At 69.4% G+C, this 14,113-nt stretch carries 14 protein-coding genes; 13 read left to right on the top strand and 1 reads right to left on the bottom strand.

Annotated features, from left to right (window positions below; all coding sequences use genetic code 11):
• Positions 1-403 precede the first annotated feature (403 nt).
• Complete coding sequence (locus ACTJKF_RS06555) at positions 404-1,630, bottom strand: acyltransferase family protein (RefSeq protein WP_440622746.1); 1,227 nt, start codon at positions 1,628-1,630, stop codon at positions 404-406.
• Positions 1,631-1,923: 293 nt separating this feature from the next.
• Here ACTJKF_RS06555 and ACTJKF_RS06550 point away from each other — a divergent pair, with 293 nt between their 5' ends.
• From ACTJKF_RS06550 to ACTJKF_RS06490, 13 genes are all read left to right on the top strand, one after another.
• On the top strand, positions 1,924-3,081 hold the full coding sequence (locus ACTJKF_RS06550; protein ID WP_440622745.1) for a glycosyltransferase family 87 protein: 1,158 nt from the start codon (positions 1,924-1,926) through the stop codon (positions 3,079-3,081).
• Between the two features lie 274 nt (positions 3,082-3,355).
• On the top strand, positions 3,356-3,592 hold the full coding sequence (locus tag ACTJKF_RS06545) for a FitA-like ribbon-helix-helix domain-containing protein (RefSeq protein ID WP_440622743.1): 237 nt from the start codon (positions 3,356-3,358) through the stop codon (positions 3,590-3,592).
• Entirely contained in the window at positions 3,579-3,995 is a 417-nt protein-coding gene (locus ACTJKF_RS06540; RefSeq protein WP_440622742.1) for a type II toxin-antitoxin system VapC family toxin, read from the top strand. The genes ACTJKF_RS06545 and ACTJKF_RS06540 overlap by 14 nt, the downstream gene beginning before the upstream one ends.
• Before the next feature lie 248 nt (positions 3,996-4,243).
• Positions 4,244-5,140: a VOC family protein gene (locus tag ACTJKF_RS06535; RefSeq protein WP_440622741.1), complete on the top strand. Its 897-nt coding sequence runs from the start codon at positions 4,244-4,246 to the stop codon at positions 5,138-5,140.
• A 9-nt stretch (positions 5,141-5,149) separates the two neighbouring features.
• Positions 5,150-6,043: a CoA transferase subunit A gene (locus ACTJKF_RS06530; protein ID WP_440622740.1), complete on the top strand. Its 894-nt coding sequence runs from the start codon at positions 5,150-5,152 to the stop codon at positions 6,041-6,043.
• A gap of 10 nt (positions 6,044-6,053) precedes the next feature.
• Complete coding sequence (locus tag ACTJKF_RS06525; RefSeq protein WP_440622739.1) at positions 6,054-6,851, top strand: CoA-transferase subunit beta; 798 nt, start codon at positions 6,054-6,056, stop codon at positions 6,849-6,851.
• Positions 6,852-6,859: 8 nt separating this feature from the next.
• Positions 6,860-7,786 carry an enoyl-CoA hydratase gene (locus ACTJKF_RS06520; protein WP_440622738.1) on the top strand — a complete coding sequence of 309 codons (927 nt, stop codon included), beginning with the start codon at positions 6,860-6,862 and terminating at the stop codon, positions 7,784-7,786.
• Complete coding sequence (locus ACTJKF_RS06515) at positions 7,783-8,931, top strand: NAD(P)H-dependent flavin oxidoreductase (RefSeq protein WP_440622737.1); 1,149 nt, start codon at positions 7,783-7,785, stop codon at positions 8,929-8,931. The genes ACTJKF_RS06520 and ACTJKF_RS06515 overlap by 4 nt, the downstream gene beginning before the upstream one ends.
• 25 nt (positions 8,932-8,956) lie before the next feature.
• Complete coding sequence (locus ACTJKF_RS06510) at positions 8,957-9,766, top strand: enoyl-CoA hydratase family protein (RefSeq protein ID WP_440622736.1); 810 nt, start codon at positions 8,957-8,959, stop codon at positions 9,764-9,766.
• On the top strand, positions 9,763-10,932 hold the full coding sequence (locus ACTJKF_RS06505) for an acyl-CoA dehydrogenase family protein (protein ID WP_440622735.1): 1,170 nt from the start codon (positions 9,763-9,765) through the stop codon (positions 10,930-10,932). Before ACTJKF_RS06510 ends, ACTJKF_RS06505 begins: the two co-directional genes overlap by 4 nt.
• A 34-nt stretch (positions 10,933-10,966) precedes the next feature.
• Complete coding sequence (locus ACTJKF_RS06500; RefSeq protein ID WP_440622734.1) at positions 10,967-12,037, top strand: acyl-CoA dehydrogenase family protein; 1,071 nt, start codon at positions 10,967-10,969, stop codon at positions 12,035-12,037.
• On the top strand, positions 12,034-13,185 hold the full coding sequence (locus ACTJKF_RS06495) for an acetyl-CoA C-acetyltransferase (RefSeq protein ID WP_440622733.1): 1,152 nt from the start codon (positions 12,034-12,036) through the stop codon (positions 13,183-13,185). Before ACTJKF_RS06500 ends, ACTJKF_RS06495 begins: the two co-directional genes overlap by 4 nt.
• Before the next feature lie 49 nt (positions 13,186-13,234).
• Complete coding sequence (locus tag ACTJKF_RS06490) at positions 13,235-14,113, top strand: SDR family oxidoreductase (RefSeq protein ID WP_440622732.1); 879 nt, start codon at positions 13,235-13,237, stop codon at positions 14,111-14,113.

Here is a 14,113-nt window from a genome sequence, read left to right as displayed (position 1 = left end):
GCGCGGCATGGCACGTGCCTTGCGTCAATGCCCCGTGCCGCTCGTCACAACCGCGACTGATGGCAACGAAGATTCGCGGGAGCGGCACGCAACGACACCGACATATCGGGGATCGGCTCGAGCCGCGGGAGCGCGGCCCGTCGCGTCGGACGCGCACTGCGTCGTATCGGCGACACGAACGGGCACCCGCGTTCGATCCGTCAAACAGCCAGGTGTCGTGCCGGGGGACCCGCCGCGCGTGGCGACATGTGCTGCTCGCGGCGGGTCGGCGCGTCGGGGTGATGTCACGGAAGGCGCCGGTGAAAACGACAGTGAGCCAATCGGTAGCGCCGGCGATCGTGTTCGCGCCGGCGCGCACGCGGATTTCAACGGGATCCCGTACCGGCTCCGGGCCGTGTCTGCGTCACTGCACGGCCGTGTGACGCTCGCGAACGCGTTCGACCGTCCGCCGTGCCGGGGGCGCGTCGCTGCGCTTCGCGATGAACGGATGTTCGATGTAGCGGTAGGTCAGCAGCGAACAGAAGACGGCGACCAGCGCGCACGCCAGCGCGAGTGCCCAGATGCCGGTATCGTCGACGGAATTGATCGGGAAAACGAACGTGTTGAACGCGCGGACGATCAGGTACACGATCGCCATGTGGAGCATATAGATGCTGAAGCTCGCGGTGCCGAGCAGCGCGAGCGGGCGGGTCTTGAGCACGCCATAGAACGTGTTGCCGCACGCGACGCAGAGGAACACGGGGAGCAGCGGCAGCACGCCCTCGATCGAATAGCGTTCGGCCGGATACGGCGCGACGGCAAGGATCAGCAGCGCGACGGTGGCCGCCGCCTTCGTGGCGAGCAGTGCGCGAATCGCGGGATGCCGCGCGACCTCGAACGCGAGCGCGCCGCACGCAAACAGCAGCGCCATGCCGCCCGGCGGGCCGAACAGTGCGGCGCAGGCCGTGACGATCGCGAGCGCGAGCAGCTTGCGCCACGCCCGCGTGGCAACGAACCAGGCAAGAAACGGAATGGCGACGTAGAACCGCCATTCGTAGGCGAGCGTCCACCAGACGCCGCTCAACTGGCTGGTTTGTTCCGCGCCGTTGACCGGGAACGCGCCGAACCAGCCGAGCGAAACGGCCTTGAGCAGGTCGACGAGTAACGCGATCGGTGCGTGTACGACATTGCGGGGAAACCAGTACAGCGTGCAGGCGATGATGACCATCGCGTAGAACAGGTAGAGCGGCGCGACGCGCCGCACGCGCCCGACGAAGAAGGTCCGCACGTCGAGCGTGCCCCGGCACGCGCGTTCCCAGAACAGGAACCCGGTCACCATGAAGAACATCGCGACGGGAATCGTGCCGAGATTGCGCAGGAAGTCGGAGGGGGCGCCCCACACGCCGGTCAGCAGCAAGCCCTGGTTGCACGCGAAGTGATGGAACACGACGGAGGTGGCCAGGATCCCGCGGAATCCGTCGAGATTGCGATAGCGCATCGACAGCGACTTGTCGACGGCCGACCGGTAGAACGGGACGTGCCGCGCGACGAGCCACGCGATGATCGCCACGGCCGCGAGGCATGCCGCGAAGTAGAGCTTGTCGGGGGTCGGGGAAAACAGGGTATCCAGAGAAGGCGTAATCAGGTCCACTGAAGGGCGTCTCGTGTCTTGGATCGCTTGGATCGGGATGTCAGGCACGGATGGTCCGCGTCGATGCAAGGTCTTCTGCGCGCTTCGTGCGGCGTTCGATCGCCGGTCTTGTGTGTCGATGGTATCAAACGACCGTGGCGGCAGGCCGCCCGGAGATGCAACATGATGTTTCGGTGCGGGCGGCGTCGCCGGTGCTTCACCGGAATAAAAAATGCGCGGGGTCGCCGATGGTGAAGATACGCGGATCGGGCGCTCGTGCAATCGACGCGCGGCGCGTTGCAACGTATGCCGCCGTGGCGCTCGTGCTGCAGTTGCTCTTTCTCGCCGTCTGGGTGATCCGCTATTACCGGTGGCACGACCGGTCCGCGCCGATGGTCGGGTCGGACTTCGCGATATTCTGGGCGACGGCGCGGGTCGCGCTCGAACACGGCGCGACGGCGATCTTCTCGCCGCACTGGATCCAGCCGATCGAGGCCGCGCTGCGACCATTCGACGATTTCGCGCCGTGGCCGTATCCGCCCACCTTCCTGCTCGTCGTCATCCCGTTCGGGTGGATGTCGTTTCCGCGCGCCGTCATGCTGTTCGGCGTGCTGTCGGTCGGCTGCTACGCGGCGGTCGTCGCGCGGCTGACACGCCCGCTCGACGGTCAGTGGCGGCTTGCGGTCGCCGCGTTTCCGGGCCTGATCGGCGCGGCCCTCACGATGCAGAATGCGTTCCTGACCGCCGCAGCGGCCGGCGCCGCGCTGCTGCTGCTGCGATCGCGCCCGATCGTCGCGGGTGCGTGCATCGCGACCTTGCTGATGAAACCCCAATACGGCGTGCTGTTCCCGCTGGCGCTGATCTGCGGGCGGCACTGGAAGGCGCTGGTCTCGGCGGGCGTGTTCGGTGCGGCAATCGTCGCGACATCGGTGGCCGTATTCGGGGGGCGGGCGTGGGCGGCGTTTTATGCGTTCCTGCCGACCTTCAACCGCGGCGTGATCGAGTACGGCGCGACACTGTGGCGCGGCATGCCGTCGATGTGCGGGCTCGCGCGGGCCGCGGGCCTGCCGGTCGAGGCCGCGTACGGCGTGCAGGCGTGCGTCGCGGTCGCGGCGGCCGCGGCCGTCGCGTACGTATGGCTGCGCGCCGCGCGTTTCGAACTGCGTGCGGCGGCGCTGGCCGCGGCGACGCTGCTGGTGCAGCCGTACTACATGTATTACGACCTGCTGTGGCTGGTGTTGCCGCTGATCTTCCTGCTGCTCGACTGCCGGAACGTCCGGCCGAACCGGTTCGAAACCGCGGTGCTGGCACTCACGTGGATCGCACCGGCACAGGCATTCGCCGCGGTCATTACCGGCACGATGTGGCCGGTCGCGTCCGCGATCCTCGTCGCCGTGCTGGCGATGGTCGTGCGGCGCGCGTCGGAGGATGCGATGCCGGCGGACGTTCCGAACGCCGCGGCAAGCTTTTGATTGGATGTATCCGGCGGCACCAGCCGGATTCCGGTGGCGAGCGCCCGTCAGCGAATGGCCATTCGGCCGTCTTTTTCCCCATCCCGATCCGGTTTACCTTGCACGACAGCAGTGCGACGCGTCGGGCCGGAGGCGCAGCGCGGGTGGCTTCCTGTCGTCCGCTGCCGCCGGCCCCACACCGACTCCGTCTTCCGTCCGGTCACGACGATGATAGCAATGCTTGCAATTCGCTCTCGTGGCGCTATCATTGATAGCAATCTGGATGGAGGGAATCATGGTAAATCTACTGGTGCGTAACGTGGATGACAGTATCGTTCAGAGCCTGCGCGAGCAGGCTGCGGCAAATGGCAGGAGTGCCGAGGCCGAACATCGGGCCATCCTGGCGGATGCGCTCGGCCGGCCGAAGCGACGGACATTCGCGCAAGTGCTGATGAGCATGCCGGACGTCGGCGACGACGCGGATTTCCAACGTGTTCAGGATTCCGGCGAGGTCAGGCGTGTATTTGATTGATACGAACATCATCAGCGAGATCAGGAAGGGCAAGCGAACCAACCGCGGCGTGCGCGCGTTCTTCAGGCAGGCCGAGGCCGACGCGAGCCCGCTTTACCTGTCGATCGTGACGGTGGCCGAACTGCGGCGCGGCGTCGACCTGATCCGCCATCGCGGCGATCATCCTCAGGCGTCGGCGCTCGAGGCATGGATGGCGACGATCCTGTCCGGCTATGCGTCGAACATCCTGCCGGTCGATATCGAGACCAGCCAGATGTGGGGCCATTTGCGCGTGCCCGATCCGGCGCACGCGCTCGACAAGCTGATCGCGGCCACCGCGCTGATCAACGATCTCACCGTCGTCACGCGCAACGTCGACGATTTCGCCGGCACCGGCGTCCGGCTGCTGAACCCGTTCGACTGACGCGGGGTGCCGCGGCGCGGTAACCCGACGCCACCTTCCGCCTTCGTTCTTCCGCTTTCTTCGCCGCGCATCGTCCGCCTGGAGCCCGCAGCGCCGGGCTTTGGCGCGCGTCCGATTCCCAACGCTTCCCCCGTCGGTCTCGTCCGAAAAGACCGGCCGGCTCTCGTCCCAACAGACGATGTGACGCCATCCCCGACCGGCCAGAATCCTTTCACGAACAACGGATTCTGAACCTGGAGGAGGCCGACATGATCGATGTCCGTGCGCTCGGCTACGTCGTCGTCGAGGCGACCCGCGTCGATGCGTGGCGCCGCTACGCGGAAGACGTGCTGGGCATGCAGGCGCTCGACGCGCCCGGCGGCGCGCTGTACCTGAAGATGGACGAGCGCGATTTCCGCTACATGATCGTCCCCGGCGCGACCGACCGCTATGTCGCGTCGGGCTGGGAGTTGCCCGACGGCGCCGCGTTCGACGCCGCGCTGGCGGCGCTGCGGCAGGCGGGCGTCGAAGCCGTGCGCGCCACGCGCGACGAAGCCGCGCTGCGCCGCGTGCAGGCGATGGCGTGGTGCACCGATCCGTCCGGCAACCGCCACGAGCTGTACTGGGGCGCGCGCTGCGACTTCCGCCGCTTCGTGTCGCCGCTGGGCGTCGCGCGCTTCGTCACCGGCGACATGGGGCTCGGCCACGCGGTGCTGCCCGCGCCGCGGTTCGACGCGACCGACGCGTTCGTGCGCGGCGTGCTCGGCTTCGAGCTGTCCGACATCTACCGCGTGAAGTTCACGCCCGATCCCGCCGAGCCCGAGAAGCGCATCCATTTCATGCACTGCCGCAACGCGCGCCATCACAGCCTCGCGCTGTTCGAGATGGCCGTGCCGTCGGGCTGCGTGCACGTGATGGCGGAAGTCGACGCGATGGACGAAGTCGGCCGCGCGCTCGACCGGGTTGCCGCGCACGACGTGAAGCTGTCGGCGACGCTCGGCCGGCACTGCAACGACCAGATGATCTCGTTCTACATGAAGACCCCCGGCGGCTTCGATCTCGAATACGGCTTCGGCGGCCTCACGGTCGACTGGTCGAAGCACGCGGTATTCGAGGCCACCCAGGTGAGCCAGTGGGGTCACGATTTCAGCATCGGATACCGGTAAGCCAGCACGATGACGATGAAACCTCTCGACAAGACGATGTCCGCGCGCGACGTGGTCGCGCAACTCGCCGACGGCATGACGATCGGCATCGGCGGATGGGGGCCGCGGCGCAAGCCGATGGCATTGGTGCGCGAGATCGCGCGCTCGAACCTGAAGGACCTGACGATCGTCGCATACGGCGGCGCCGACATCGGCCTGCTGTGCGCCGCCGGCAAGGTGCGCAAGGCGGTGTTCGGCTTCGTGTCGCTCGACGTGATCCCGCTGGAACCGCATTTCCGTCGCGCCCGCGAACAGGGCCGCGTCGACGTGCTGGAACTCGACGAAGGGATGCTGCAGCTCGGCCTGCGCGCGGCCGCCGCGCGCCTGCCGTTCCTGCCGACGCGGGCCGGCCTCGGCACCGCGCTGCTCGATCACGCGCCGCAGCTGCGCACGGTGCAATCGCCGTACGACGACGGCGAGACGCTGCTCGCGATGCCGGCGCTCGAACTCGACGTCGCGCTGCTCCACGCGAACGCGGCCGACCGGATGGGCAACACGCGCATCGACGGTCCCGATCCGTTCTTCGATGCGTGGATGGCACGCGCGGCGAAGCGCTGCTACGTGTCGGCGGAAACGGTCGACGCGTCGCTCGCGAGCGACGACCTCGACGCCGCGCGCCGCAACCCGTTCGAGCGCGCGCTCGTCACGGGCGTCGTGCATGCGCCGGGCGGCGCGCACCCGACGTCGTGCGGGCCGGACTACGGCTGGGACCTGCCGCACCTGCGCGCGTACTGCGCGAGCGCGGAAGACGATGCGAAGACGGCGGCGTACCTGCGCGACGTGGTCGGCCAGGACGAACGCCAGTACCTCGAAGGCGTCGGCGGGCTGTCGCACGTGACGACGCTGCCGTTGCCGATTCTGTAAAGGAGCGCCAGTGAGCGAATCTCTCGACCATTCCCTCGCGGAACTGATGATCGTCGCGTCCGCGCGACTCTGGCGCGACGACGGCGAAGTGCTGGCGACCGGCATCGGCACGGGCCCGCGGCTCGCGGCCGGCCTCGCGCGGCTCGCGTACAACAACGGGCTGATGCTGACCGACGGCGAAGCGTATCTCGTCGAGGAGCCGGTGCCCCTTGGGGCCCGCCCCGACGGCTATCGCGTGAAGGCGAGCGGCTGGATGACCTACGAGCGCGTGTTCGACTGCCTGTGGCACGGCCGCCGCCATGCGCTGGTGATGCCGACGCAGATCGACCGCTTCGGCCAGGCCAACATCTCGTGGCTCGGCGACGACTACGCGCGCCCGACAACCCAGCTGCTCGGCGCACGCGGCTTTCCCGGCAATTCGACGAACCACGCGAACTCGTTCTTCGTCAGCGGCCACGGCAAGCGCACGTTCGTCGCGGGCGAAGTCGACATGGTCTGCACGGTCGGCTACAACCCGGCGCGCCGGCTGCCCGGCATGAAGACCTTCGTCGACCTGCGCAGCATCGTCACCGACCTGTGCGTGATGGATTTCGGCGGGCCGGACCACGCGATTCGCGTGCGCTCGCTGCATCCGGGCGTGAGTTTCGACGAGGTGCAGGACGCGACCGGCTTCCCGCTGATCGCCGCGCCGGACCTCGGCACGACGGTCGCACCGGGCGCGGACGACCTGCGCATCGTGCGTGCGCTCGACCCTCACAACCTGCGCGCGACGATCGTGCGCAACAATCCGGCGCCGCGCCGGAAATGAGGCTCGACATGGAAGCGACCCAGATGACGTTCGGCGACGGTGTCGTCGACTACGCGGTCGACGGCGGCATCGCGACGATCACGATGAACCGCCCCGAGTATCACAACGCGCAGAACTCGAAGATGACGTATGCGCTCGACGCGGCGTTCCGGCGCGCGGCGCACGACGACGCGGTGAAGGCGATCGTGCTCGCGGGCGCCGGCAAGCATTTCTCGGCGGGCCACGACATCGGCACGCCGGGCCGCGATATCCACGAGTCGTTCGACCGCGCGTCGCTGTGGTACGACCACGTCGACAAGGAAGGCGGCGAATTCCTCTATGCACGCGAGCAGGAGGTGTACCTCGGGATGTGCCGGCGCTGGCGCGATTTGCCGAAGCCGACGATCGCGATGGTGCACGGCGCGTGCATCGCCGGCGGGCTGATGCTCGCGTGGGTGTGCGACCTGATCGTCGCGTCCGAGGATGCGTTCTTCGCCGATCCGGTCGTGCGGATGGGGATTCCGGGCGTCGAGTATTTCGCGCATGCGTACGAGCTGAACCCGCGCATCGCGAAGGAATTCCTGTTCCTCGGCGAGCGGATGCCGGCCGAGCGCGCGTACCAGATGCGGATGGTCAACCGCGTGGTGCCGCGCGAGCGGCTGCGCGACGCGACCTACGCGATCGCCGCGAAGATCGCGACGATGCCGCGCCTCGGCCTCACGCTGACCAAGCAGGCGCTGAACCACGTCGAGGAACTGCAGGGCAAGCGCGCGGCGATGGACGCGGCGTTCGCGTGGCATCACTTCGCGCATGCGCACAACGAGCTCGTCAGCGGCGACCGCCTCGGCGGCTACGACGCACGCAGGATGGCCAGCTCGCAGCGCAGGCCGGAACCGGCGGACGGCGACACGCAGGCCGACGCCGCGCCGGCCGCCGTCAACGGAGCGGCCGCATGAGCACGACGCTTCATGGTCCGCTTCAAAGCCCGCTTCAAAGCCCGCTTCACGGCCTGCTTCACAGCCCGCTGCATACGCCGCTGTGCGACCTGCTCGGCTGCCGCTACCCGATCGTGCAGACCGCGATGGGCTGGGTGGCCGACGCGCGGCTCGTCGCCGCGACCGCCAACGCGGGTGGCTTCGGCTTCCTCGCCGGCGCGACGCTCGAACCCGATCGGGTCGAGGCCGAGATCCTGAAGGTGAAGTCGCTGACCGACCAGCCGTTCGGCATCAACTTCCACATGTTCCAGAAGAACGCGCAGCAGGTCGTCGATCTCGCGATCAAGCACCGGCTGCGCGCGGTCAGCTACGGCCGCGGGCCGGACGCGAAGACGATCCGCCGCTTCAAGGACGCCGGCATCGTCTGCATGCCGACCGTCGGCGCGCCGAAGCACGCGGCGAAGGCGGTCGAACTCGGCGCGGACATCGTGACGGTGCAGGGCGCGGAAGGCGGCGGCCACACGGGCGCGGTGCCGACCACGCTGCTGCTGCCGAAGGTGCTCGACGCGGTGCGGGTGCCGGTCGTCGCGGCCGGCGGGTTCTTCGATGGGCGCGGGCTGGCTGCGGCGCTCGCCTACGGCGCGGCCGGCATCGCGATGGGCACGCGCTTCCTGATGAGCGCCGAATCGCCGGTGCCGCGCGCGACGCTCGACCGGTACGTCGCGGTCGGCGACCCGGCGCACATCCGCGTGTCGGACGCGCTCGACGGGCTGCCGCAACGGATGATCGATAACCCGTATCTGCTGAAGCTCGAACGCTTCGGCCCGCTGCGCCGCACGCTGTTCGCGCTGAAGACGGCCGAGGCGTGGCGCCGCCAGAACGGGCTGAGCACGGGCGCCGTGCTGGGCCTCGCGCTCGAGGCGCTGCGCTCGCACGACTACACGGCGAGCCAGACGCTGATGGCGGCGAACGCGCCGTTCCTGATTCAGCGCGCGATCGTCGAGGGGCGACCCGACGACGGCGTGCTGCCGAGCGGCCAGGCGGCCGCGATGATCGGCGCGATCGAATCGTGCGACGCGCTGATCGCGCGGATCGTCGCGGAAGCCGGCGAGCGGCTGGACGCACTGGCCGCGCTGCGCGGCGCGCCGGCGCCGCAGGCCGCGTGAGCACAATTACAGGGAGACAGAGGAGATGACAGCATCCAACCAACCGGCCGGCGCGGCGCCGTTCCGGATCGAGCGCGCCGACGGCATCGCCGAGCTGGTGATCGCCCAACCGCCCGTGAACGCACTCGACGCGCAGGGCTGGCATGCGCTCGCGCGTGCGCTCGACGCGCTCGGCGAGGACGACGACGTGTGCGTGATCGTCGTGCGCGGCGAAGGCCGCGGCTTCTGCGCGGGCGTCGACATCAAGGAGCTCGCCGCGCATCCGGAGCGGATCGTCGCGGTCAACGCCGGCAACTACGCGACGTTCCGCTCGGTGCACCGCAACCCGAAGCCGGTGATCGTGGCCGTGCACGGCTTCGTGCTCGGCGGCGGGATCGGCATCTGCGGCGCGGCGGACATCGTCGTCGCAGCCGATTGCGCGCGCTTCGGCGTGCCGGAGATCGATCGCGGCGCGATGGGCGGCGGCGCGCATCTGCAGCGGCTGTTCGGCGTGCAGAAGGTGCGCGCGATGTATTTCACCGGCGAGATGATCGACGCGGCCGAAGCGTACCGGCTCGGCGCGGTCGAGCAGGTCGTGCCGCGCGACGCGCTGCGCGACGCGGCGCTCGCGATCGCCCGCAAGATCGCCGACAAGAGCCCGGCGATGGTGCGGCTCGCGAAGGAGGCGCTGAACGGCGTCGAGGACGGCGATCTCGAGGACAAGTACCGCTGGGAGCAGGGCTTCACGTTGCAGGCGTACATGACGAACGACTCGACCGAAGCGCGCGCCGCGTTCGTCGAGAAGCGCGACGCGCGGTTCGACGCCCAGGCAAGCGCCGAGGAGGCACGCGCATGAACCTGACCTATACGCCGCAACAACAGGCGTTCCGTGCGGAAATCCGCGAATGGCTCGCCGCGCACGTGCCGCGCGAGCGGCTGCCGAGCTTCGACACCGAGGCAGGCTTCGCCGCGCACCGCGACTGGGAGCGCACGCTGCACTCGGGCCGCTGGAGCATGGTCACGTGGCCGCGCGCGCTGGGCGGGCGCGGCTGCGACCTGATCGAGTGGCTGATCTTCGAGGAAGAGTACTGGCGCGCCGACGCACCGATGCGCGTGAACCAGAACGGCATCTTCCTCCTCGGCCCGACGCTGATGGATTTCGGCACCGACGCGCAGAAGGCGCGCTTCCTGCCCGCGATGGCGGCGGGCGAGCACGTGTGGGCGCAGGGCTGGTCGGAGCCGAACGCAGGCTCGGACATGGCCGCGATCCGCACGACGGCGATCCGCATCGGCGACGAGTACGTGCTCAACGGCCAGAAGATCTGGTCGACCCGCGCGGTGTGGGCCGACTGGCTGTTCGGGCTGTTCCGCAGCGACCCCGAATCGTCGCGTCACCATGGGCTCACGTTCCTGATGGTGCCGCTGTCCGCGCCGGGCATCACGGTGCGGCCGATCCGCCAGCTGAACGGGCAGACGGGCTTCGCGGAAATCTTCTTCGACGACGTGCGCGTGCCGGTCGAGAACCGTCTCGCGGCCGAGGGCGCGGGCTGGCAGGTCGCGATGGCGACGGCCGGCTTCGAGCGCGGCCTGATGCTGCGTTCGCCCGCGCGCTTCCAGCGCACCGCGCAGGCGCTGCGCGACCTGTATCTCGCGCACCGCGACAGCGCGGACCGCGATCCGACGCTGCGCGAGCGTGTGGTGCAGGCATGGATGGATGCGCAGGCGTACGCGCTGTCGACCTATGCGACCGCGAGCCGGTTGCTGAAGGGCGGCCACATCGGCGCGGAGTCGAGCACCAACAAGGTGTACTGGTCGGAGCTCGACCTGCGCATGCACCAGACGGCGCTCGACATCCTCGGCGCGCACGGCGAGGTCGTCCCGCAGACGGCCGCGCAGCACGCGACGCTCGGCCACTGGCTCGACGGCTTCCTGTTCGCGCAGGCCGGCCCGATCTATGCGGGCACCAACGAGATCCAGCGCAACATCGTCGCCGAACGGATGCTCGGCATGCCGCGCGCGTAACCGCGCCGGCGCCCCCTCACTGAACGGACATCGTATGGATTTCGTATTCGATGAAGACCAGGAAGCGCTCGCGGACAGCGTGAAGCGCCTGCTGATGACCGAGATGACCCCGGAGCTGATCCGCGAACTCTGGGCCACGCCGACCGGGCGTTCGGACGACCTGTGGGCGCTGTTCGCGTCGCAGGGGCTGACCGCCGTGTCGGTGCCCGAAGCGCACGGCGGCCTCGGCCTGAGCGAAGTCGAATGGGCGCTGCTCGCGCAGACCTACGGCTACTTCGGCAGCCCCGAGCCGCTGCTCGACACCGCGCTCGTGTCGGCCGGCGTGCTCGCGCGGCTGCCCGCGAGCGACTGGCGCGACGCATTGCTGCGCGACATCGCAGAAGGGCGCGCGCGTGTCGCGCTCGTGCATCCGGTGGACCCGTACGCGGCCGACGTGCACGTCGCGCAGGCGCTGCTGTGCGAGCACCGCGGCGAACTGCATCGCGTCGATCCCGCGCAGTGCGCATGGCGCGCGGTCGACAGCGTCGACCCGTCGCGGCGCCTGTTCACGCTCGACTGGGAGCCGTCGGCGGCCACCCGCATCGCGAGCGCCGACGACGCCGCGCCGCTGCTCGATCGCGCGCTCGACCACGGCGCGTTCGCGGTTGCCGCGCAATTGCTCGGCCTCACGCAGCGCGTGCTCGACGTCGCGATCGACTACAGCGCGCAGCGCAAGCAGTTCGGCAAGGCGATCGGTTCGTACCAGGCGCTCAAGCACCTGCTCGCCGACGTCGCGATTCGCTACGAGTTCGCGCGGCCGGTGGTCGCGCGCGCCGCGCAGGCGCTCGCCGACGATCACCCGCGGCGCGCGGTGCTCGTGTCGCACGCGAAGCTCGCGGCGACCGCCGCCGCGCAACTGGCCGCGCGTCACACGATGCAGGTGCACGGCGCGATCGGCTACACGTGGGAGCTCGACCTGCAGATCTTCATGAAGCGGATCTGGGCGCTCTCCGGAAGCTGGGGCGACACCGCATTCCACAAGGCCCGCGTGGCCGACGCGATCCTCGGCGACGCATTGCCGATCGGCCCCGCGCAGACCTTCGACTTCGAGGAACCCAATCAATGAAACAAGCCTATATCGTCGACGCGCTGCGCACGCCGACCGGCCGCCGCAAGGGCGGGCTCGCGCACGTGCATGCGGCGGACCTCGGCGGCTTCGTGCTGAAGACGCTGGTCGAACGCAACGCGATTCCGGCCGACGAATACGACGACGTGGTGTTCGGCTGCGTCGACACGATCGGCCCGCTCGCGGGCAACATCGCGCGCACCTGCTGGCTCGCGGCCGGGCTGCCGCTGCAGGTGCCGGGCGTGACGGTCGATCGGCAGTGCGGCTCGTCGCAGCAGGCCGTGCATTTTGCCGCGCAGGCCGTGATGAGCGGCGTGCAGGACGTGGTCGTCGCGGGCGGCGTGCAGACGATGACACAGATCCCGATTGCGTCCGCGATGACGTGCGCGGCGCCGCTCGGCTTCACCGATCCGTTCTCGGGCAGCACCGGCTGGCGGGCGCGCTTCGGCGACGCGCCGGTGTCGCAGTTCGTCGCTGCGCAGCGGATCGCCGATCACTGGAACCTGTCACGCGACGCGATGGAGCGCTATGCGCTGGAGAGTCACCGCCGCGCAATCGCGGCGATCGAGGCCGGCCATTTCAAGCGGGAAATCGTGCCGTTCGAAGGCGTGTTCCACGACGAGACGCCGCGCCCCGACACGTCGCTCGACAGGATGGCGACGCTCGAGCCGCTTACGCCGGGCGGCTCGCTGACGGCCGCCGTCGCGAGCCAGACCTGCGATGCGGCCGCGGCGCTGCTGATCGTGTCGGAGGACGCGCTCAAGCGCTACGGGCTCACGCCGCGCGCGCGGATCCATCATCTGAGCGTGCTCGGCGACGATCCGCTGTGGATGCTCACGGCGCCGATCCCGGCGACCCAGGCCGCGCTGAAGAAGAGCGGGCTCGACCTGGCGCAGATCGACGTCGTCGAGTTGAACGAGGCGTTCGCGCCGGTCGCGCAGGCGTGGCTCGCCGACACGCGCTTCCCGCACGAGAAGACCAACCCGAACGGCGGCGCGATCGCGCTCGGCCATCCGCTCGGCGCGACCGGCGCGCGGCTGATGACGACGCTGCTGCACGAGCTGGAGCGCACCGGCGGCCGTTACGGGCTGCAGACGATGTGCGAAGGCGGCGGCCTCGCGAACGTCACGATCATCGAGCGCCTGTGAGCGCGTCACTTTCACGATGTCACGATCTCTCGATCCAAGAGGCACCAGCATGGGAATCTGCAACGGACGCACCGTCATCATCACCGGCGCGGGCGGCGGGCTCGGCCGCGAATACGCGCTCGCGTTCGCGGCCGAAGGCGCGGCGGTCGTCGTCAACGACATCCGGCACGAGGCCGCGCAGGCCGTGTGCGACGAGATTGCACGGCGGGGCGGCCGTGCGCTTGCCAATGCGGACGACATCACGCGCGTCGAAACGGCGCAGCGGATCGTCGACGCGGCGCGCGAAGCATTCGGCGACGTCCACGTGCTCGTCAACAACGCGGGCATCTGCCGCGACAAGATGTTCACCAGCATGACCGAAACCGACTGGGACGACGTGATGCGCGTGCACCTGCGCGGCCACTTCTGCCTGTCGAGCGTGCTGGCGCGCGTGTGGCGCGACGCGGCGAAGGTCGGTCACCCGATCGACGCACGCATCGTCAACACGAGTTCCGGCGCCGGGCTGCAAGGGTCGATCGGCCAGTCGAACTACGGCGCGGCGAAGGCCGGCATCGCGGCGCTCACGCTGATGCAGGCCGTCGAGCTGCAGCGCTACGGCGTGCGCGTGAACGCGCTCGCGCCGGCCGCGCGCACGTCGATGACCGAAGGCGTGTTCGCCGACATGATGAAGAAGCCCGAGGACGGCGGCTTCGACTATTTCGATCCGGCCAACGTCGCGCCGCTTGTCGTGTGGCTCGGCAGTGCGCTGTCGGCCGACGTGACGGGCCAGGTGTTCGAGGTCGCGGGCGGAATGATCGCGGTCGCGGAAGGCTGGCGTACCGGCCCGAGCGTCGATCGCGGCGCGCGCTGGGCGCCGGCCGAGGTCGGCCCGGCGGTCGCGCAACTGCTCGCCGGCGCACGGCCCGCGCAGCGCGTGTACGGGAGCTGA

The sequence above is a fragment of the Burkholderia sp. 22313 genome (genome assembly GCF_052045245.1).
Classification (GTDB): domain Bacteria; phylum Pseudomonadota; class Gammaproteobacteria; order Burkholderiales; family Burkholderiaceae; genus Burkholderia.
This window is presented reverse-complemented; position numbering and strand designations above follow the sequence as displayed.

Bases quoted from the DNA above. Each gene is read 5' to 3' on its own strand.
- ACTJKF_RS06490 (WP_440622732.1), top strand. From the start codon at position 13,235: ATGGGAATCTGCAACGGACGCACCGTCATCATCACCGGCGCGGGCGGC.
- ACTJKF_RS06535 (WP_440622741.1), top strand. From the start codon at position 4,244: ATGATCGATGTCCGTGCGCTCGGCTACGTCGTCGTCGAGGCGACCCGC.
- ACTJKF_RS06545 (WP_440622743.1), top strand. From the start codon at position 3,356: ATGGTAAATCTACTGGTGCGTAACGTGGATGACAGTATCGTTCAGAGC.
- ACTJKF_RS06530 (WP_440622740.1), top strand. From the start codon at position 5,150: ATGACGATGAAACCTCTCGACAAGACGATGTCCGCGCGCGACGTGGTC.
- ACTJKF_RS06495 (WP_440622733.1), top strand. From the start codon at position 12,034: ATGAAACAAGCCTATATCGTCGACGCGCTGCGCACGCCGACCGGCCGC.
- ACTJKF_RS06510 (WP_440622736.1), top strand. From the start codon at position 8,957: ATGACAGCATCCAACCAACCGGCCGGCGCGGCGCCGTTCCGGATCGAG.
- ACTJKF_RS06520 (WP_440622738.1), top strand. From the start codon at position 6,860: ATGGAAGCGACCCAGATGACGTTCGGCGACGGTGTCGTCGACTACGCG.
- ACTJKF_RS06505 (WP_440622735.1), top strand. From the start codon at position 9,763: ATGAACCTGACCTATACGCCGCAACAACAGGCGTTCCGTGCGGAAATC.
- ACTJKF_RS06500 (WP_440622734.1), top strand. From the start codon at position 10,967: ATGGATTTCGTATTCGATGAAGACCAGGAAGCGCTCGCGGACAGCGTG.
- ACTJKF_RS06515 (WP_440622737.1), top strand. From the start codon at position 7,783: ATGAGCACGACGCTTCATGGTCCGCTTCAAAGCCCGCTTCAAAGCCCG.